The organism is Streptomyces gamaensis (genome assembly GCF_042656465.1).
GTDB classification, from domain to species: Bacteria; Actinomycetota; Actinomycetes; order Streptomycetales; family Streptomycetaceae; genus Streptomyces; species Streptomyces gamaensis.
In genome coordinates, this window is sequence record NZ_JBHSPB010000007.1 from 271,880 (window position 1) to 291,644 (window position 19,765).

The following is a 19,765-nucleotide window of genomic DNA, read 5'->3' on the forward strand; positions in this document are numbered from 1 at the left end:
ACCGGTCCCCCACCACCCCGACTTCAGGACAGATCCAGCCACATGTTCCGCACCGCCCTGCGCAATCTCCTCGCGCACAAGACCAGGCTGATGATGACCGCGCTCGCGGTCCTCCTCGGCACCGCCTTCGTCTCCGGCACGCTCGTCTTCAGCGACTCCGTCGGCAAGGCCTTCCACAACAAGATGGCCCAGAGCCTGGACGACGTCGCCGTCCAGGTGAACCCGGGCAGGCCGGACCCCCGGGAGAGCTCCGCCATCGACGACCGTCTCGCCGGGCGGATCGCCGCGCTGCCGGGCGTGGCGTCCGTACGCCCCTCCGTGCAGGGCACCGTGACGGTGGCCGACAAGGACAACAACCCCGCGGGCAGCGAGTGGGGCCGCCAGGGCGTCAACTACGTGCCGGGCAAGGACGGCAAGGACAGCCGTTATCCGCTGCTCCAGGGGCGCGGCCCCGCCTCCGCCGACGAGGTCGCCCTCGATCAGAAGACCGCCGCGAAGACCGGCGCGAAGGTCGGCGGCACGGTGCGGCTGGCCATCGACGGGCCCGTGATGAGCAAGAAGCTCACCGGCATCGTCACCACCCGCGACCCGCGCGTCGGCGCGGGCGGCAGCCTCGCCCTGTTCGACACCGCGACCGCGCAGGAACTCTTCGGCAAGAAGGGCGAGTTCGGCGAGCTGGTCGTCTCGGCGGCCAAGGGCGCCGACCAGGAGGCGCTCGCCGCCAAGGTGCGGGCCGCCCTGCCCAAGGGCCTGGAAGCGCGGAGCGGCAAGCAGCTGGCCGCCCTGGAGACGAGGCTCATCGAGCACCAGACCAGCTCGATCCGCAACACCTTCCTGGTCTTCGCCGGTATCTCGCTGTTCGTCGGCATCTTCGTCATCGCCAACACCTTCACCATGCTCATCGCGCAGCGCAGCCGTGAGATCGCGCTGCTGCGCGCGGTGGGGGCCTCGCGCCGTCAGGTGGTGCGCTCGGTGCTGGCCGAGGCCGGGCTGCTGGGAATGATCGCCTCGGCGGCGGGCTTCGTGCTGGGCCTGGGCGTCGCGGTGGGCATGCGCGCGGCCCTGGCCGGGGCCGGGACCGATCTGCCGGAAGGCCCGCTGGTGATCGAGCCGACAGCGGTGCTCGCCGCGCTCGCGGTCGGCGTGGGCGTGACCGTGCTGGCCGCGTGGCTGCCCTCCCGCAAGGCGGCCCGGATCGCCCCCGTCGAGGCCATGGCCACCGTCGAGGCGGCGCCGACCCCCAAGAGCCTGGTGCTGCGCAACTCCCTCGGCGCCGCCCTGACATCGCTGGGCATCGCGGTCATGCTGTATGTGACGACACTGCGGGACTCGGGTGGCCTCACGGCCGCCATGGCGGGCTCCGCGCTGACGCTCACCGGCATCATCGTGCTGGCTCCGCTGCTGTCCCGCCCGTTCGTCCGGCTCTTCGGCCGGGCCACCCGCCGACTTGCCGGGGTGAACGGCAAGCTCGCCCAGGAGAACGCGCTGCGCAATCCGCGCCGCACCGCCGCGACCGCCTCGGCGCTGATGATCGGCCTCACGCTGATCACCGGGCTGACCGTGGCCGGGGCCTCCATGGACCGGGAGATGGAGCGCAAGGGCCGCAAGGACATGACGGCCGACTACCGTGTGGGCTCCACCAGTTACCTGGGCCTGCACCCCGACGTGGCCCGCAAGCTCGGCGAACTGCCGGGCGTCGAGGCCGCCGTGCCCCTGCGGATGGCGGGCTTCCAGTCGAAGGAGATACCCGGCGGCGTCATGGCCACGGACCTGGCCCGGCTCGGCAAGGTCACCGACCTCAAGGTCACCGCCGGCTCGCTCGCCGACCTCCGGGGCACCGCCGCGATCGCCGTCACCGAGGCCTACGCCCAACAGCACGGTCTGAAGCCCGGTTCGACGCTGCCGATGGAGTTCTACGACGGCAAGAAGGCAAGCCCCAAGGTCGTCGCCGTCTACGCCAAGAACGGCATCGTCACCGCCGACACCCTGGCCGCGCCCGAGCTGGTCGATCCGCACCTGGAACGGGTGCGTGACGACGAGGTGTGGGTCAAGGCCGCTCCCGGCGCGGCCGCCGGACTGCCCGCCAAGGTCAAGGAGGCCATGGGCGGCAACCCGATCATCAAGGTGCAGAGCGAGGGGGACCTGCGCCGCGAGGGTGCCGGCACCAGCGGCTCCATCCTGAACATGGTGTACGGGCTGCTCGGTCTGGCCGTGGTCATCGCGGTCCTCGGAGTCGTCAACACCCTGGCGATGTCCGTCTTCGAGCGGACCCGCGAGATCGGCATGCTGCGGGCGATCGGCCTGGCCCGGCAGGGCGTCAAGCAGATGGTGCGCCTGGAGTCCGTGATGATCGCGATGTTCGGCGCGGTCCTGGGCATCGGCGTCGGCATCTTCCTCGCCTGGGCGGGCGGACACCTGCTGCGCTCGTCCTACCCCGCCTACGCGACGGTCGTGCCGTGGGCGCGGATCGGACTGTTCCTGCTGCTGGCCCTGGCCGTGGGCGTGCTCGCGGCGGTCTGGCCGGCCCGGCGGGCGGCACGGCTGAATGTGCTGGAGTCGATCGGGGCCCAGTAGCGGTACGCACCGCCTGCCGCACACAACACAGCGGTGCGCGGCCCGGGTTCGCCCCGGGCCGCGCACCGGCCGTCGTATGTGCTGCCTCGTGGAAGGCAGTTACCCGTTCGGAGGGCTCAGAAGACCGACTCGGCCTCGTCCATCCGGTCCTCCGGCACCCGCTTGAGCTCGGTGACGGCCTCGGCGAGCGGGACCATGGTGATGTCGGTGCCACGCAGCGCGGTCATCTTGCCGAAGTCGCCGCGGTGGGCGGCCTCGACGGCGTGCCAGCCGAAGCGGGTCGCGAGGACCCGGTCGTAGGCGGTGGGGGTGCCGCCGCGCTGGACGTGGCCGAGGATGACCGGGCGGGCCTCCTTGCCCAGGCGCCGCTCCAGCTCGGTGGCGAGCTTGGTGCCGATGCCGGCGAAGCGCTCGTGGCCGAACTGGTCTATGGCGCCCTTCTTGTAGTCCATCGTGCCGTCCTTGGGGTGGGCGCCCTCGGCGACGCAGACGACCGCGAACTTCTTGCCGCGCGCGAAGCGCTCCTCGACCATGGTGACGAGGTCGGCCGGGTCGAAGGCGCGCTCGGGCAGGCAGATGCCGTGGGCGCCGCCGGCCATGCCGGACTCCAGCGCGATCCAGCCCGCGTGCCGGCCCATGACCTCGACGACCATGACGCGCTGGTGCGACTCGGCGGTCGTCTTCAGCCGGTCGATGGCCTCGGTGGCGACGCCGACGGCCGTGTCGAAGCCGAAGGTGCGGTCGGTGGAGGAGATGTCGTTGTCGATCGTCTTGGGGACGCCGACCACGGGCAGCCCGGCGTCGGAGAGCATCCGGGCCGCGGTGAGCGTGCCCTCGCCGCCGATGGGGATGAGCACGTCGATGCCGTATTCGCGGGAGAAGTCCTTGGCGCTCTCGCAGGCCTCGCGCAGCCGGGCGCGCTCCAGGCGGGCGGAGCCGAGGATGGTGCCGCCGCGGGCCAGGATGCCGCTGACCGCGTCCAGGTCGAGCTTGCGGAAGCGGCCGTCGAGCAGGCCCTTGAAGCCGTCCTCGAAGCCGATGACCTCGTCGCCGTGTTCCACGAGTGCCCGGTGCACCACCGAGCGGATGACAGCGTTCAGGCCGGGGCAGTCGCCGCCCGCGGTGAGGACTCCGATGCGCATCGTGTGCTGTGTCTCCTGCTCTGGGACCCCCGGCCGGGCGGGGGATCGTACATGTGAGCCGAACCGATTGTTTCACGGGCCGGACTGTCCTGCCGGTCACCCTATGACGGCCGGGGAAACCCCGGTGGCACCCCGAGGGAAGACAGCCTGGATGCAGCGTGAATACAGCCTGGCGCGCGCCTTATCCAGGGGCGCAGGTATTGTCAAGAGGGCAAGCCCACCATAACGGGTATTTTTTGGCTCGCAGAACCGCGGCCGGAACACGGCCCACCACACAGGCGATGGATCAAGGAGAGCACGCGTGACGCGCAGCGTGTACGTGACCGGTACCGACCGGGGCGACGGACGCCAGGTCATCGAGCTGGGAGTCATGGAGCTCCTCACCCGCCAGGTCGACCGGGTCGGCGTCTTCCGCCCGCTCGTGCACGACAGCGGACCCGACCGGCTCTTCGACCTGCTGCGCTCCCGCTACCGGCTGACCCAGTCCCCCGAATCGGTCTACGGACTGACCTACGGCGAGGCCTCCGCCCTGCAGGCGGAGAAGGGCACGGACGAGCTGGTCTCGCTGCTGGTCGAGCGCTATCTGGCGGTGGCCCGCGCCTACGACTACGTGCTGGTGCTCGGCACCGACTTCGCCGAGACCAGCCTCCCCGACGAACTGGCCCTCAACGCCCGGCTGGCCAACGAGTTCGGCGCCTTCGTCATCCCCGTCACCGGCGGCCGGAACCAGCCCGCCGAGTCGGTGCCGGCCGAGGCCCGCAACGCCTTCCGTGCCTACCAGGCGCTGGGCTGCGACGTGGTCGCCGTGATCGTCAACCGGGTCGCCCCCGAGGACCGCGAGGAGGTCGCGGCCCAGCTGGACTCCTCCCTGCCGGTGCCCTGCTACGCGCTGCCCGAGGACGGTTCGCTGTCGGCGCCGACCGTGGCGCAGATCGTCCGCAAGCTGGGCGCCGAGGTGCTGCTGGGCGACGACGCGGGGCTGGCCCGCGACGCCCGCGACTTCGTCTTCGGCGGCGCCATGCTGCCGACCTTCCTGCCCGCGCTGACCAACGGCTGCCTGGTGGTGACCCCCGGCGACCGCGTGGACCTGGTCGTCGGCGCGCTCGCCGCGCACAGCGCCGGGGCCCCCGCGATCGCGGGCGTGCTGCTGACCCTGGACGAGCGGCCGGGCCCGGACATCCTGGCGCTGGCGAACCGGCTGGCCCCGGGCACCCCGGTGGTCTCGGTGCCGGGCGGCTCCTTCCCGACCGCGGCCGAGCTGTTCTCCATCGAGGGCAAGCTGGACGCGTTCTCGCCGCGCAAGGCGGAGACGGCCCTCGGTCTCTTCGAACGGCACGTGGACACCACGGAGTTGACGAACCGTATCTCCGTGGCCCGCTCCGCCCGCGTCACCCCGATGATGTTCGAGCACGAGCTGATCGAGCGCTCCCGCTCCGGCCGCCGCCGGGTGGTGCTGCCCGAGGGCACCGAGGAGCGCGTGCTGCGCGCCGCCGATGTGCTGCTGCGCCGCGACGTGTGCGACCTGACGCTGCTGGGCGAGGAGGAGGCGGTCCGCAAGCGCGCCGCCGAGCTGGGCATCGACCTGGGCGAGGCGCAGGTCATCGACCCGCAGACGTCCCCGCTGCGGGAGCGTTTCGCCGAGGTCTACGCCCAGGCCCGCGCCCACAAGGGCATGACCGTCGAGCTCGCTCACGACGTGGTCGCCGATGTCTCCTACTTCGGCACGCTGATGGTCCAGGAGGGCCTGGCCGACGGCATGGTCTCCGGTGCGGTGCACTCCACCGCGGCGACCATCCGCCCCGCCTTCGAGATCATCAAGACGGCGCCGGGCGCGCAGATCGTCTCCTCGGTGTTCTTCATGTGCCTGGCCGACCGAGTGCTGGTCTACGGCGACTGCGCCGTCAACCCGGACCCCAACGCCGAGCAGCTCGCGGACATCGCCATCCAGTCCGCCACGACCGCCGCCCAGTTCGGTGTCGAGCCGCGGATCGCGATGCTGTCGTACTCGACCGGTACCTCCGGTTCCGGCGCGGACGTCGACAAGGTCCGCCGGGCCACCGAGCTGGTGCGCGAGCGCCGTCCCGACCTGCTGGTGGAGGGTCCGATCCAGTACGACGCCGCCGTCGACCCCAAGGTCGCGGCGACCAAGCTGCCGGGCTCGCAGGTCGCGGGCAAGGCCACCGTGCTGATCTTCCCGGACCTGAACACCGGCAACAACACCTACAAGGCCGTGCAGCGTTCGGCCGGCGCCGTCGCGGTCGGCCCGGTCCTGCAGGGCCTGCGCAAGCCCGTCAACGACCTCTCGCGCGGCGCGCTGGTGCAGGACATCGTCAACACCGTCGCCATCACCGCGATCCAGGCGCAGGGCGAGCGCGCCTGAGCCGCCGGGTACGGGGCCGGCCGGACCGGCCCCGTACCGTCCGCCCCGCATCCGACCCCCACACGGAAAGCTCCATGACTGCCAACCCCTCCCGCGTCCTCGTCCTCAACTCCGGCTCCTCGTCGGTGAAGTACCAGCTGCTCGACATGGCCGACGGTGCCCGCCTCGCGGTGGGCCTGGTCGAGCGCATCGGTGAGCAGACCTCCCGCCTCGCCCACACCCCGCTCGCGACCGGCGGCGCCAAGCGCGAGAAGGAGGCCCCGATCGCCGACCACGACGCCGCGCTGAAGGCCGTCGCCGAGGAGCTGGCCGCCGACGGTCTGGGCCTGGACTCCCCCGAGCTGGCCGCGATCGGCCACCGTGTGGTGCACGGCGGCAGTGAGTTCACCGCGCCGACCCTGATCACCGACGAGGTCGTCGAGCACATCGAGCGCCTGGTCCCGGTCGCGCCGCTGCACAACCCGGCGAACATCACCGGCATCCGCACCGCCCGCGCGCTGCGCCCGGACCTGCCGCAGGTCGCCGTCTTCGACACGGCCTTCCACACCACGATGCCGGAGTCCGCGGCCCGCTACGCGATCGACACCGGGACCGCCGACGCGCACATGATCCGCCGCTACGGCTTCCACGGCACCTCGCACGCCTATGTCTCCCGCGAGACCGCCAAGCTGCTGGGCAAGGCCCCCGAGGAGGTCAACGTCATCGTCCTGCACCTGGGCAACGGCGCCTCGGCCTCCGCCGTGCGCGGCGGTCGGTGCGTGGACACCTCCATGGGTCTGACCCCGCTGGAGGGCCTGGTCATGGGCACCCGTTCCGGGGATCTGGACCCGGCGGTGATCTTCCACCTGGCGCGCAACGCGGGCATGTCCGTCGACGAGATCGACTCGCTGCTGAACAAGAAGAGCGGTCTGATCGGTCTGTGCGGCGACAACGACATGCGCGAGATCCGCCGGCGCGTCGACGAGGGCGACGAGCAGGCGCGCCTCGCCTTCGACATCTATGTGCACCGGCTGAAGAAGTACATCGGCGCGTACTACGCCGTGCTCGGCAGGGTCGACGCGGTGGCCTTCACCGCCGGTGTGGGCGAGAACGCCGCCCCGGTGCGCGAGGCCGCGATGGCCGGTCTGGAGGAGCTGGGCCTGGCCGTGGACGCCGCGCTGAACGAGGTGCGCTCCGGCGAGCCGCGGCTGATCTCCCCGGAGTACGCCCGGGTCGCGGTCGCCGTCGTCCCCACCGACGAGGAGCTGGAGATCGCCACCCAGGCGTACGCCCTGGTCAGCGCTTGATCACCGGTCAGGCCTCGGTCTTTCCCACAGCACGAATATTCCGCTCCGAAACAAACCGATAGGATCTGCCCCATGCGCCGTTCCAAAATCGTCTGCACCCTGGGCCCCGCCGTCGACTCCTTCGAGCAGCTGAAGACGCTGATCGAGGCCGGCATGAACGTGGCCCGTTTCAACATGAGCCACGGGTCCCACGCGGAGCACGAGGAGCGGTACCACCGCCTCCGCAAGGCCGCCGAGGAGACCGGCCGCGCGGTCGGCGTCCTCGCCGACCTGCAGGGCCCGAAGATCCGTCTGGAGACCTTCGCGGACGGCCCGGTGGAGCTGGTGCGCGGTGACGAGTTCACCATCACCACGGAGGACGTCCCCGGCGACAAGACCATCTGCGGTACGACCTACAAGGGTCTGCCCGGCGATGTCGCCAAGGGCGACCAGGTCCTCATCAACGACGGCAACGTCGAGCTGCGGGTCACCGAGATCGAGGGCCCGCGGGTGAAGACGATCGTCATCGAGGGCGGTGTCATCTCCGACCACAAGGGCATCAACCTGCCCGGTGCGGCGGTCAACGTCCCGGCGCTGTCCGAGAAGGACGTCGAGGACCTGAAGTTCGCGCTCGCGATGGGCTGCGACATGGTCGCGCTGTCCTTCGTCCGCGACGCGAAGGACGTCCTGGACGTGCACCGCGTCATGGACGAGGTGGGCCGCCGGGTGCCGGTCATCGCCAAGGTCGAGAAGCCGCAGGCCGTCGCCAACATGCAGGACGTCGTGATGGCGTTCGACGGTGTGATGGTGGCCCGTGGCGACCTGGCGGTGGAGTACCCGCTGGAGAAGGTCCCGATGGTGCAGAAGCGGCTCATCGAGATGTGCCGCCGCAACGCCAAGCCGGTGATCGTCGCGACCCAGATGATGGAGTCGATGATCACCAACTCCCGTCCGACGCGCGCCGAGGCGTCCGACGTCGCCAACGCCATCCTCGACGGCGCCGACGCGGTCATGCTCTCCGCCGAGTCGAGCGTGGGCGCCTATCCGATCGAGACGGTCAAGACCATGTCGAAGATCGTCAAGGCGGCCGAGGAGGAGCTGCTCTCCAAGGGCCTGCAGCCGCTGGTGCCGGGCAAGAAGCCGCGTACGCAGGGCGGTTCGGTGGCCCGCGCGGCCTGCGAGATCGCAGACTTCCTGGGCGGCAAGGCGCTGGTGGCCTTCACCAAGTCCGGTGACACGGCCCGCCGGCTGTCCCGCTACCGCACGGCCCAGCCGATCCTGGCCTTCACCACGGACGAGGGCACCCGCAATCAGCTGGCGCTGAGCTGGGGCGTGGAGACCTTCGTCGTGCCGCACGTGGACAACACCGACGCGATGGTCGACCTGGTCGACGCCGAGCTGCTCAAGCTCAAGCGCTACAACGCGGGCGACACCATGGTCATCACCGCCGGCTCGCCGCCCGGTGTCCCGGGCACCACCAACATGGTGCGCGTCCACCACCTGGGCGAGGGCCGCTGACCCTCCCGTCCCGTCCGGTACGTACGGCCGTGGCCGTCATCCCCTTCACGGGGGTGACGGCCACGGCCTTTTCCGGCGGCTCCCGGACCGGGGGCGGGCACGTCACGGATACGTGCCGTCGGTGAGGTAGAGGTGGAGCCGGGGAACGGTGAGCGTGCCGCCGTACTGGCCCGCCTGACGGATCTTCACGTCGGTGAAGACCAGAAACGGCAGGGTCAGCGGGGGCGGGCTCGACGGGCTGAAGGAGACGGGGATGACACCGAAGAGATTCCCCTTCAACTCCTCGGTATACAGGGTGACTTTGCCGCCCCGCAGGGTGGGCGTCGGACCGTTGCCGGTGATGTGGTACTCCTTGCCCCGGCTGTTGACGATCTGGTGCATGTCCTTGATGTCCAGCGCGGTCGCGGTGAACTTCAGGACCGGCTTCTCCTGCCCGCTCGCGGTACGGACCTTCTTGATCCCCTCGTAGTCCAGCCCGTTCAGCGTCAGGACGCTGGCCTCCAGGTACCAGGGATTGTCGGGCAGGACGTGACTGTCGTCGGGCTGCGCTGCGGCGAGCGCCCTGGGGTCGGGGACGGGGCAGGGGTACGCGGGCTTGTCCTCCTCCCCCGGGTGCGCGGGAACGCTGGGGGCGGAGGAGGGCGCGGGGGCTGCGGGGGACGGAGTGGCCTGCGGGGCGGAGGGCGTCGTACGGGCCGCGGAGGCGCTCGGCGTCGCGGCGGGGCGCGGACTCGCGTCGGGGTGCGGGCCTACGCCCGTACGCGCGCCCGTCCGGGCTGTGCCCGTACTCGCCGCCGTCTCCGGAGCCGGCGCGCACGACGCGCCGCGGAAAGGATTCGCCGGAACCGGCTTGGCGAGCGCCAGTTGGGGGGTGAAGCCCATGCCCATGAGCACCGCCGTCGGCATCGCGGCGAGCGCGACCGCCTTGCCGGCCGGCATGTGCAGCCGGTCCAGCAGCGGCTTGCGCGGCGCGGCGTGCCGCGGGCCGGGCCGTACGCGCTCACCGGAACCGTGCCCCGTGGCGGGGCGCTCGTCGTGTGCGGGACGTGCCTCGTCAGTCGGCACGATGCCTCCCGTTCGTCTCCTTCTCCAGCGACGGCCCGGACTGCTCCCGCACACCGTCGCGCTCGTCCCGGTCGAACAACTCGGCGGCCGGAACGACCGGTTCGTCCGGTCCGCCGGGCGGACCGGCATGCTTCGGCCCGGCCTCGGCGCGCGGCCCGCCGGGCGCCCAGGAGACCCCGAGCGCGCCGCCGATCAGGGCCAGCAGGAAGCCGATGAAGAAGGCGCCGAAGTTCGAGACGACCAGGGACACCAGCGCGAGCAGGATGGCCGCGACCCCCGCGAAGACCCGGGACTGCGGCTGGAACCAGAGCGTCAGTCCGAGGACGACCAGCAGCACGCCGATGATCAGCGAACCGGCGCCGGCCGTGGTGGCCAGCCGGATGTGCAGATCTCCCAACGTCACGGTCTGGTAGGGGATGTACATGATCGGGATGCCCGCCAGCAGGGTCCACAGCCCGCCCCAGAAGGGGCGTCGCCCGCGCCACTGCCGAAAGGCACGGCGCGCGCGGCCGAAGGAGTCCGCCTGCCGGGGTCGCGCGTCGGCGTCGCTCATGGTGAACAGCTCCTCGGGACTGGCGAGTTCGGTGGTACGGGTGGGTCGGGTGGTCCCCCCTGCGGGGCGTGCGCCGGCCCGGTACGGGCACGGGAGCCCAGCTGTGCCGTCCCGTACCCGACCGTCCGGGGCGTCAGCCGGCGGGGTTGCAGACCTGCTTGCCGAGGCCGACGCCCAGATGCAGTCCGGGGAGGGTGAACGTGCCGGCCGAGGTCGCCCAGGCCCGCTGGTCGACGTCCGTGAAGTCGACGCTCTGGGCCTGCTGCGCGAAGGAGCCCGGCACCCACTCCCCCTTGTGCCCGTCCTTGGGCGCCGGTCCGGGCCCCTTGGTGGTGTTGTCCACCGAGACCCCGATGTCGACGTTGTGGAACGTGGCGTTGGCCTTCATGTCGTCGGCGTCGATGTAGATCTTGGACGCCTGGACCTGCTGGCCGCCGTCGCCCGCCATCAGCTTCAGCCCCACGTCGCCCAGCGGCGTGGGGATGTTGACCGCCTGGCAGAGCTTGGTGATCCTCGCCTCGTTGATGCCGACCACGGCGACCGGCTTGACGCCCGCCTTGGTCTCGTCGGTCGCCCCGTACTGGACGAACCCCTCGCCGTGCAGGGTCTTCGCCGTCACCTGGAACTGCTGTCCCGACACACTGAACGACGCCGCCAGCGCGCCCTGCGCGATCGCGACCCCGATGGCGGCCGTCGCCGCCAGGCTGGGCACCATGACGACGGCGAACCGGCGCCATCTGGTCCCGCCGCGAGTCTGCGACTCCATGACTTGCCTCCTTCTCGGACGTGCATCCCCGGCACGGAAATCGGGGACCCGTGCCCGGGATGGGAGACGTGCAACGTCCTCGGGAGGAAGGGCGCCGCGGCGTGCGCGGGCGCCCACGGCACCCGGTACGACGGCGACCACCCCCGAGCGACAACCACTGGCCACGCCTGCGCGTGGGCCGCGGGACGTCGGCGGGTCCCGCCGCGCGCGGAGGGAACGCCCCTGTCCCGTGAGGCGGACGTCAACTGCCCACGCCCGCCTGCCCGGTGGGGACCCATCGGCCACGCCCGGCCGGCTGCCGGGTGCGGAAATGGACCGAGCCCGGCCGATCGTGGTCCATTCGGGGCCGGGGCACAAGAGGTTGATTACTTGCGAGTAACGAGCCGATAACCACGGGGCGTACGGTGCGCATCGAGCGCCCCGGAGAGCTTGGCGCAGCGTGCCCGTCAGAACGTGGAGGTATACGAAAAAACCCGGGCGAACGCCCGGGTTTTTCTTACCCGCAGTGACGGATGCCAAGGATTGCCAAGCTTTGGCAAAATGGCCGATCCGTGTCGGGTCGCGGTCGCGTCAGAACAGTGCCCGCGACAGCGCCGTGCGCGCGGCCGTCACTCTCGGGTCCTCCGCCCCGATCACCTCGAAGAGCTCCAGCAGCCGTACCCGGGCCGCGTCCCGGTCCTCGCCGGCCGTCCGCCGGACGGTGTCGAGCAGCCGCCCGAAGGCGTCCTCGACGTGCCCGCCGACCAGATCGAGATCGGCGGCCGCGATCTGCGCCTGGACGTCCGCCGGGGCGTCGGCGGCGGCCTTGCGGACCGCCTGCGCGTCCATCCCCTGGACGCGGCGCAGGAGTTCGGCCTGCGCGAGGCCCGCCTTGGCCTCGGGGTGGCCCGGGTCGTCGGAGAGCACGTTCTTGTACGCCTGGACGGCACCGCCGAGGTCCCCGCGGTCCAGGGCCTCCGCCGCGGCGTTCAGCGCGGCGTCGTAGGGGCCGGGCGGGGCGGCCTGCGGGGCCGGGGCGCCCTCCTCGCCGGGCTCGACGGGCGCGCCCACGATCCCGAACTGCTTCTCGGCGACCATGACCAGCTGGTCCAGCACCTGGCGGATCTGCTCCTCGGGCGCCGCGCCCTGGAACAGCGGCAGCAACTGCCCGCCCACCACCGCGAAGACCGCCGGGATGGACTGCACGCCGAACTGCTGGAAGAGCAGCTGATTGGCCTCGACGTCGACCTTGGCGAGGACGAACCTGCCGGCGTACTCCCGCGCCAGCCGCTCCAGCAGCGGGCCCAGCTGCTTGCACGGCTCGCACCAGTCGGCCCAGAAGTCGATGACGACCGGGACCTCGGTGGAGCGCTGCAGCACTTCCTGCTGGAAGCCCGCCTCGTCGACGTCGAAGACGAGCGGGCCGGCGGGGGCCTGCACGCCCTGGCGGGCGGCCTCGGCGCGCGCCTGCTCCGCCTTCTGCTTGGCTTCCCCGGCCGCCTTCACCGCGGCGAGGTCGACCACTCCACTCATGGACATGTTCCGTGGCTGCATGGTCCCTATCCTCCCCCCTCCACGCGGCGATCGGGAAAGCGCGCCGTACGGTTCAGCTCTCAGCGTTCACGCGCGGCACCGGGTCCCCACCTGGCGCCTGTGGTTGTCGCTCGCTGTTTCGCTACGACCCGTAGCGTAACTGGAAGGCGGGCCGCGCCGAAGACCGTCCGCGAAGCTTTTACGTGATCTGGCTCATACACCCGGAACTACTCGGCGGTAAGGTACGCGCATGACCTCCGCCGCCCCCTCCTCCCGCCAGGGCGGCAGCGCCCGTACGGGCCGGCCGCGCAGCGCCGAGGCCGACCGCGCCATCCTCGCCGCGACGCGCGAGGCACTCGTCGAACTCGGCTGGCCCGGGCTGACCCTGGGCGATGTCGCGGCGCGGGCCGGGGTCGCGAAGACCACCCTCTACCGCCGCTGGCCCGGCAAGAGCGCCCTCGTCGTCGACGCCGTGGCCGCCCTCTTCGACGAGCGGCTCGACCTGCCCGACCTCGGCAGCCTCCAGGCCGATATCGAGGGCGTGGTACGGCAGTTCGCGGCCCTGCTGGACCGCCCCGAGACCAAGACCGCGCTCATGGCCGTCGTGGCCGAGTCCACCCGCGACGACGCCCTGCGCGAACGCATCCGCACCGCGATCGTCGACCGGCAGAAACGCCTGGTGCTCCTGGGCCGCGAGCGCGCCCAGGCCCGGGGCGAACTCCCCCGCGACACCGACCCGGTGGCCTCCGCCCGCACCGCGGACCTGATCTTCGACGTCGTCGCCGGCGCGGTCGTCCACCGCACCCTCGTCAGCGCCGAACCCGTCGACACCGACTGGGCCCGGCGCTTCGCGGCGCTGCTGCTGGGGGGACTGACGGCGGCGACGGGCGACTGACCACGGAGACTGCTAGAACCCCGCCGGCTCCGTGTACACCCCCCACTCCTCGCGCAGGGCGTCGCAGATCTCGCCGAGGGTGGCCTCCGCGCGGACCGCCTCCAGCATCGGAGCGATCATGTTGGAGCCGTCGTGGGCCGCGGCGATCATCGCCGTCAGGGAGGCGCGCACCTTCGCGTCGTCGCGGGCCGCCCTGCGCCCGCCCAGGACGCGGACCTGCTCGCGCTCGACCTCGTGGCTCACCCGCAGGATCTCCAGGTCGCCGGTGACCGAGCCCTCGTGGCAGTTGACGCCCACGACGCGCTTGTCGCCCTTCTCCAGGGCCTGCTGGTAGCGGAAGGCGCTCTCGGCGATCTCCCCGGTGAACCAGCCGTCCTCGATGCCCCGCAGGATGCCGGAGGTCATCGGACCGACGGGGTGCTGCCCGTCGGGGTGGGCCAGCAGTCCGCGCTCCTTGATCCGCTCGAAGATCCGCTCCGCGTCGGCCTCGATGCGGTCGGTGAGCTGCTCGACGTACCACGAACCGCCCAGCGGGTCCGCGACGTTGGCGACGCCGGTCTCCTCCATGAGCACCTGCTGCGTGCGCAGCGCGATCTCCGCGGCCTGCTCGCTGGGCAGCGCCAGGGTCTCGTCGAGGGCGTTGGTGTGCAGCGAGTTGGTGCCGCCCAGGACGGCGGCCAGCGCCTCCACGGCCGTACGGACCACGTTGTTGTACGGCTGCTGCGCCGTCAGCGAGACACCGGCGGTCTGGGTGTGGAAGCGCAGCCACTGCGCCTTGTCGCTCTTCGCGCCGTAGACCTCCTTCATCCAGCGCGCCCAAATCCGGCGGGCCGCGCGGAACTTGGCGATCTCCTCGAAGAAGTCGACGTGCGCGTCGAAGAAGAAGGACAGACCGGGCGCGAAGGTGTCGACGTCCAGCCCCCGCGACAGGCCGAGCTCGACGTACCCGAAGCCGTCGGCGAGGGTGTACGCGAGCTCCTGCGCGGCCGTCGCGCCCGCCTCACGGATGTGGTAGCCGGAGACCGACAGCGGCTTGTAGGCGGGGATGGCGCTCGCGCAGTGCTCCATCAGGTCGCCGATCAGGCGCAGATGCGGCTCCGGCGGGAAGAGCCACTCCTTCTGCGCGATGTACTCCTTGAATATGTCGGTCTGCAGCGTGCCGTTGAGGACGCCCGGGTCGACACCCTGCCGCTCGGCGGCGACCAGATACATGCAGAAGACGGGGACGGCGGGCCCGCTGATGGTCATCGACGTCGTCACGTCGCCCAGGGGGATGTCCCGGAAGAGGACCTCCATGTCCGCCGCCGAGTCGATCGCGACGCCGCAGTGGCCGACCTCGCCGAGCGAGCGCGGGTCGTCGGAGTCGCGGCCCATGAGGGTGGGCATGTCGAAGGCGACGGACAGGCCGCCGCCCCCGGCGGCCAGGATCATCTTGTACCGCTCGTTGGTCTGCTCGGCGTTGCCGAAACCGGCGAACTGCCGGATGGTCCAGGCGCGGCCCCGGTAGCCGGTAGGGTGCAGGCCGCGCGTGAACGGGTACTCACCGGGCCAGCCGATCCGCTCGAAGCCCTCGTACACATCGCCCGGGCGCGGCCCGTACACCGGCTCCACCGGATCACCCGAGAGCGTACTGAAGTCGGCCTCCCGCTTGCGGGCCGCGTCGTAGCGCGCCTGCCAGCGGGCGCGCCCCGCCTCGATCGACTCTGCGTCCATGCTGCTGCCCCGCCTCCACCAGATTTACTAGGACGTCCTACTAAATCGTCGCGCACGAAAGCCCCGAACACAAGGGCATTCGGGGCTGTGCGGGGCCGTCCGGGAAGGACGCGCAGGTCAGGCGGGAACTTCGGCGGCGACGAGGGGTTCGAGGTCGCGGGTGGCCCGGCGCTCGACGAAAAACGCCGCCAGCGGGATCGTGCCGGCGACCAGGGTCCACACCAGGCGGCCGAACGACCACTTGGCCTTGGAGGCCATGTCGAAGGCGAAAACCAAGTACACGACAAAGAGCCAGCCGTGCGCGATCGCCACGATCCGGACCGCCCCGGCGATGTCCATGTCCAGCCCGTACTTGGCGATCATGCCGAGCGTCAGGAGGATCAGCAGCGCACCGGTGATGTATGCCATCACGCGATAGCGGGTCAGCACAGATCGTTTCATGGTGGGGTTCCTCGTCTTGCGGTCCGTTGCGCGGCCTCTCGCGGAAGACCGGCCTCGCCCGAGCGTAACCGCCCGATCCGGGGCGATCTTCGCCGCCCCCGCGGACACGCGCTACTCGTCCGCGAAATCCCCCGCCGCCACCCGCAGCGGCCGCAGCAGTTCGAAGATCCGCGCGCACTCCTCCGCGTCGTACACGCCCAGCCCGAAGTCCATCGCCATCAGATCCCGCGTCGCGGCCTCCACGACCTCGCGCCCCTTGTCCGTGATCGAGGCGAGCGTGCCGCGGCCGTCGTCGGGGTTGGGGCGCTTGGCGACGAGACCGGCCCGCACCAGACGGTCGACGGTGTTCGTCACCGACGTCGGGTGCACCATCAGACGCTCGCCGATCTTCGACATCGGCAGCTCCCCCGCCTTGCTGAAGGTCAGCAGCACCAGCGCCTCGTAGCGGGCGAAGGTCAGCCCGTACGGCTTGACGACCGCGTCGACCTGCCCGAGCAGGATCTGCTGGGCGCGCATGACCGAGGTGATCGCGGCCATCGAGGGCACCGAGCCCCAGCGCTGCTTCCACAACTCGTCGGCGCGGGCGATGGGATCGAAGGAGAGGCTGAGCGGCTTGGACACGGCACGAGCCTAGCGGGCGGCCGTGGCCCCGTTCCCGCCGTCTCGGATGTCGGGATCCGCGAACCGCCCGCTCCCCCGGGGCGTCGGCTACGCGTTGACCACGCCCTCCTTGCGCGCGCGGGCCGCGATGACGCTCGCCTCGGCCTCCCGGCACAGCCTGCGCTCGGCGAAGAAGCCGCCGGTGGGCAGGACGGACAGGACGAAGTAGAGGGCGGCGGTCTTCAGCGGCCACTTGGTCTTGTTCCAGGCGTCGAGCCAGAACAGGACGTAGAGGACGAAGAGCACACCGTGGACGGCGCCCATGACCGGGACGGCGTCGAAGTCGGTCGTGCGCTTGAGGATCGAGCACACCAGCAGGACCAGGAACGAGATGGCCTCCGGGGCGGAGACCAGGCGGAGCCGGCGCAGGGCGGAGGCGGTCTTGATGTCCACGGAGGGCACGCACCTTCCTTCGGTGAGCAGTGGCGGAACGACTACAGCTTGTGAGGGTATTCACAAGCTGCTCCATTGTCGCAGTACCGCGTTCGATCACCGCTTCCGGGTCCGCGGCCCGCCCGCTAGCGTCGGGGGGCGTGGCACAGTTTCGGCTCCAGGGGAGCAGGGTCCTCGCCGTCGACCTGGCGGGAGACGCGGTCAAGGCCAAGAACGGCTCGATGGTCGCGTACGAGGGCGAGATGACGTTCAAGAAGCGCACCGGTGGCGGTGACGGGCTGCGGGGCGTGGTCACCCGCCGCCTCACCGGCGAACAGATGGAGGTCATGGAGGTCAGGGGCAGCGGCACCTGCTACTTCGCGGACAGGGCGAGCGAGATCAACCTGGTGTCGCTGCACGGCGGGACGCTGTACGTGGAGGCGGGCAATCTGCTGTGCACGGACGCGGCGCTGCGGACGGGCACGACGTTCACGGGGCTGCGCGGCGCCTCGCAGGGCAACGGTTTCTTCACCACGACCGTCGAGGGCACGGGACAGGCGGCGATCCTGTCGGAGGGCACGGCGGTGGTGCTGCGGGTGACGGCGGAGACGCCGCTCCAGGTGGACCCCGGCGCGTACATAGCGCACACGGGCCGGCTGCGGCAGCACTTCCAGTCGGGCGTGAACTTCCGCACGTTCGTGGGCGAGGGGTCCGGGGAGGCGTTCCAGATCCGCTTCGAGGGCGAGGGCCTGGTGTATGTGCAGCCCAGTGAGCGGGAGACGTTCGGGGGTGATCTGTGATGCCGATCCGGTCGCTGAACTCGCGGATGGCGGAGGCGCAAGTGCTGCCCGGGCAGCGGATGTTCAGCCAGCGCGGGGCGATGCTGGCCTGCCGGGGCGAGGTGTCGTTCACCCCGAGCATCACGGGCGGGCAGGGCGGGGTCATGGGGATGATCGGCCGCCGGGTCGCGAACGAGGCGACTCCGCTGATGACGGTGGAGGGGAACGGGACGGTGATGTTCGGCCACGGCGGCCATCACGTCCAGGTGATCACGCTGCACGGCGAGACCCTGTACGTGGAGTCGGACCGGCTGCTGGCCTTCGACGGGACGCTGCGGCAGGGGACGGTGTTCCTGGGGTCGCAGGGCGGCGTGATGGGCATGGTGCGCGGTCAGGTCACCGGGCAGGGGCTGTTCACCACGAGCCTGGAGGGGCACGGGGATGTGGCGGTGATGGCGCACGGCGGATTCATCGAGCTGCCGATCACACCTCAGCGGCCGGTGCACGTGGATCCGCAGGCGTATGTGGCGCACCGGGGCGAGGTGCGCAACCGGCTGTCGACGGCGATCGGCTGGCGGGAGCTGGTGGGGCGGGGCTCGGGCGAGGCGTTCCAGCTGGAGCTGTCGGGTCAGGGCACGGTGTACGTACAGGCCTCGGAGGAGAAGCTTTGAACGCCGCGAACGGCGCGCAGTGGGGTGCGGCCGGCGGGCCGCAGGTGTACGACGCGCACACGCTGCCGGTGGACGACAATGTCAACCCCTATGTGTTCAGCGTGGAGTTGGACGGCCGGTGGTTCCTGCAGAAGGGCAAGATGATCGCCTATTACGGGCGGATCGATTTCCACGGCATCGGGCACGGACCGCTGGACCGTGTGATTCAGGCCAGTTTTCACTCGCCGTTGCACGCGGCGGACTGGGTGGTGGCCGAGGGCCGGGGGCGGATGCTGCTGTCGGACCGGGCGTTCGAGGTGAACTCCTACGACCTGACCGAGGGCAATCTGACGGTGCGTTCGGGCAACTTGCTGGCGTTCACACCGTCGTTGGCGCTGAAGCAGTCGATCGTGCCGGGGTTCGTGACGCTGATCGGGACGGGGAAGTTCGTGGCCGCGTCCAATGGTCCGGTGGTCTTCGCGGAGCCGCCGATCCGGGTGGATCCGCAGGCGCTGGTGGGCTGGGCGGACTGCCCGACGCCGAACCACCACTACGACCACGGGTATCTGCGCGGTGTGCTGGGCGGGCTGCGGGGGCTGACGGGCTTCGGCGGCACCTCGGGCGAGGAGCACCAGTTCGAGTTCGTCGGCGCGGGGACGGTGCTGCTGCAGTCCTCGGAGCAGCTGATGGCGGAACGGGCCGTGGGGCGGCCGCCCGAGGAGGAGGGGGTGCCGCAGCACGGCGGCCCCGCGCGGGGTTCCGACTCCGGAACGCCTCGGCTGCCGGGTCAGCTGGGGGACCTCCAGCGCCGCTTCGGCCTGTGAGCGGTACTCTGCGGAATGTGATGTCGAACGTGTGACCTCTCTCCTGTGGAATTTCCGCCCCTGCCGAGCCCTTACTGGTTAATATTTCAACTTCCTTAGGTAGAATTCCTCTATGTCTATGGACACCGAGAACGGCACGCGCTGGCTCAGCGAAGAGGAACAGCGCACCTGGCGCACCCACCTGGACGTCAGCCGGCTGCTGATGCACCAGCTCGAACGCGACCTGCAGCCCTTCGGCCTCACCAACAACGACTACGAGATCCTGGTCAACCTCTCGGAGTCCGAGGACCACCGGATGCGGATGAGCGACCTCGCGGCCGCCACCCTGCAGTCCAAGAGCCGGCTCTCCCACCAGATCACGCGCATGGAGAACGCGGGTCTGGTGCGCCGCGAGAACTGCGAGTCCGACCGGCGCGGGCTGTACGCCGTGCTGACCGAGCACGGCTGGCAGACCATGCGGGAGGTGGCCCCGCACCACGTCGCCTCGGTGCGCGAGCACTTCATCGACCTGCTGGGCGAGGACCAACTCAAGGCGCTGTACGACTCGTTGCTGCCGGTGGCGGGTCATCTGCGCGCGACGCGCGGCAAGTACTGACGCGGTGCGGGCGGGCCCGCGCCGGACCGGCGGGCCCGCCCGGACCGCGTACGGCGCGGGG

18 protein-coding genes are annotated in these 19,765 nt (G+C 71.0%); 9 read left to right on the forward strand and 9 right to left on the reverse strand.

What is annotated here, in order from left to right; all coding sequences use genetic code 11:
- Positions 1–42 precede the first annotated feature (42 nt).
- Positions 43–2,574, forward strand: coding sequence for an ABC transporter permease (locus ACFP1Z_RS14155; protein WP_390316562.1), 2,532 nt, complete (start codon positions 43–45; stop codon positions 2,572–2,574).
- Positions 2,575–2,690: 116 nt separating this feature from the next.
- Here the strand turns inward: ACFP1Z_RS14155 and ACFP1Z_RS14160 are convergent, their stop codons facing one another.
- The gene (locus ACFP1Z_RS14160; RefSeq protein WP_390316563.1) at positions 2,691–3,716 is read right to left on the reverse strand and encodes an ATP-dependent 6-phosphofructokinase; all 1,026 of its coding nucleotides are present in this window, start codon (positions 3,714–3,716) and stop codon (positions 2,691–2,693) included.
- A 301-nt stretch (positions 3,717–4,017) separates the two neighbouring features.
- Here ACFP1Z_RS14160 and pta point away from each other — a divergent pair, with 301 nt between their 5' ends.
- The 3 genes from pta (at position 4,018) to pyk (ending at position 8,879) form a co-directional block, all read left to right on the forward strand.
- Positions 4,018–6,096, forward strand: a complete 2,079-nt coding sequence (gene pta / locus ACFP1Z_RS14165) for a phosphate acetyltransferase (protein WP_390316565.1) — start codon at positions 4,018–4,020, stop codon at positions 6,094–6,096.
- Between the two features lie 74 nt (positions 6,097–6,170).
- Entirely contained in the window at positions 6,171–7,382 is a 1,212-nt protein-coding gene (locus tag ACFP1Z_RS14170) for an acetate kinase (RefSeq protein ID WP_390316566.1), read from the forward strand.
- Between the two features lie 72 nt (positions 7,383–7,454).
- Positions 7,455–8,879: a pyruvate kinase gene (pyk, locus tag ACFP1Z_RS14175; protein WP_390316568.1), complete on the forward strand. Its 1,425-nt coding sequence runs from the start codon at positions 7,455–7,457 to the stop codon at positions 8,877–8,879.
- Positions 8,880–8,981: 102 nt separating this feature from the next.
- Here the strand turns inward: pyk and ACFP1Z_RS14180 are convergent, their stop codons facing one another.
- The 4 genes from ACFP1Z_RS14180 to ACFP1Z_RS14195 all read right to left on the reverse strand — a co-directional run bounded on the left by ACFP1Z_RS14180 (position 8,982) and on the right by ACFP1Z_RS14195 (position 12,796).
- Complete coding sequence (locus tag ACFP1Z_RS14180; protein ID WP_390316569.1) at positions 8,982–9,944, reverse strand: hypothetical protein; 963 nt, start codon at positions 9,942–9,944, stop codon at positions 8,982–8,984.
- The gene (locus ACFP1Z_RS14185) at positions 9,934–10,497 is read right to left on the reverse strand and encodes a DUF6114 domain-containing protein (protein ID WP_390316570.1); all 564 of its coding nucleotides are present in this window, start codon (positions 10,495–10,497) and stop codon (positions 9,934–9,936) included. The genes ACFP1Z_RS14180 and ACFP1Z_RS14185 overlap by 11 nt, the downstream gene beginning before the upstream one ends.
- A 133-nt stretch (positions 10,498–10,630) precedes the next feature.
- The gene (locus ACFP1Z_RS14190; protein ID WP_390316571.1) at positions 10,631–11,263 is read right to left on the reverse strand and encodes a DUF6230 family protein; all 633 of its coding nucleotides are present in this window, start codon (positions 11,261–11,263) and stop codon (positions 10,631–10,633) included.
- 570 nt (positions 11,264–11,833) lie between these two features.
- A complete protein-coding gene (locus ACFP1Z_RS14195; protein WP_390316572.1) occupies positions 11,834–12,796 on the reverse strand; it encodes a tetratricopeptide repeat protein in 963 nt (320 codons plus the stop codon).
- 229 nt (positions 12,797–13,025) lie between these two features.
- Here ACFP1Z_RS14195 and ACFP1Z_RS14200 point away from each other — a divergent pair, with 229 nt between their 5' ends.
- Positions 13,026–13,670 carry a TetR/AcrR family transcriptional regulator gene (locus ACFP1Z_RS14200; protein ID WP_390316573.1) on the forward strand — a complete coding sequence of 215 codons (645 nt, stop codon included), beginning with the start codon at positions 13,026–13,028 and terminating at the stop codon, positions 13,668–13,670.
- Positions 13,671–13,682: 12 nt separating this feature from the next.
- Here ACFP1Z_RS14200 and ACFP1Z_RS14205 read toward each other — a convergent pair whose 3' ends face one another.
- From ACFP1Z_RS14205 to ACFP1Z_RS14220, 4 genes are all read right to left on the reverse strand, one after another.
- On the reverse strand, positions 13,683–15,383 hold the full coding sequence (locus tag ACFP1Z_RS14205; RefSeq protein ID WP_390316574.1) for an acyl-CoA mutase large subunit family protein: 1,701 nt from the start codon (positions 15,381–15,383) through the stop codon (positions 13,683–13,685).
- Between the two features lie 117 nt (positions 15,384–15,500).
- Positions 15,501–15,824, reverse strand: a complete 324-nt coding sequence (locus ACFP1Z_RS14210) for a DUF3817 domain-containing protein (RefSeq protein WP_390316575.1) — start codon at positions 15,822–15,824, stop codon at positions 15,501–15,503.
- Positions 15,825–15,935: 111 nt separating this feature from the next.
- Positions 15,936–16,445 carry a MarR family winged helix-turn-helix transcriptional regulator gene (locus tag ACFP1Z_RS14215; protein WP_390316576.1) on the reverse strand — a complete coding sequence of 170 codons (510 nt, stop codon included), beginning with the start codon at positions 16,443–16,445 and terminating at the stop codon, positions 15,936–15,938.
- Positions 16,446–16,532: 87 nt separating this feature from the next.
- Positions 16,533–16,877, reverse strand: a complete 345-nt coding sequence (locus tag ACFP1Z_RS14220) for a DUF3817 domain-containing protein (protein ID WP_390316691.1) — start codon at positions 16,875–16,877, stop codon at positions 16,533–16,535.
- Positions 16,878–17,017: 140 nt separating this feature from the next.
- On the opposite strand from ACFP1Z_RS14220, the gene ACFP1Z_RS14225 reads away from it, so the two are divergent.
- The 4 genes from ACFP1Z_RS14225 (at position 17,018) to ACFP1Z_RS14240 (ending at position 19,704) form a co-directional block, all read left to right on the forward strand.
- The gene (locus ACFP1Z_RS14225; RefSeq protein WP_390316577.1) at positions 17,018–17,656 is read left to right on the forward strand and encodes an AIM24 family protein; all 639 of its coding nucleotides are present in this window, start codon (positions 17,018–17,020) and stop codon (positions 17,654–17,656) included.
- On the forward strand, positions 17,656–18,306 hold the full coding sequence (locus tag ACFP1Z_RS14230; protein WP_390316578.1) for an AIM24 family protein: 651 nt from the start codon (positions 17,656–17,658) through the stop codon (positions 18,304–18,306). The genes ACFP1Z_RS14225 and ACFP1Z_RS14230 overlap by 1 nt, the downstream gene beginning before the upstream one ends.
- Entirely contained in the window at positions 18,303–19,109 is an 807-nt protein-coding gene (locus tag ACFP1Z_RS14235; RefSeq protein ID WP_390316579.1) for an AIM24 family protein, read from the forward strand. The genes ACFP1Z_RS14230 and ACFP1Z_RS14235 overlap by 4 nt, the downstream gene beginning before the upstream one ends.
- 118 nt (positions 19,110–19,227) lie before the next feature.
- Positions 19,228–19,704, forward strand: coding sequence for a MarR family winged helix-turn-helix transcriptional regulator (locus ACFP1Z_RS14240; RefSeq protein ID WP_390316692.1), 477 nt, complete (start codon positions 19,228–19,230; stop codon positions 19,702–19,704).
- Positions 19,705–19,765 lie beyond the last annotated feature (61 nt).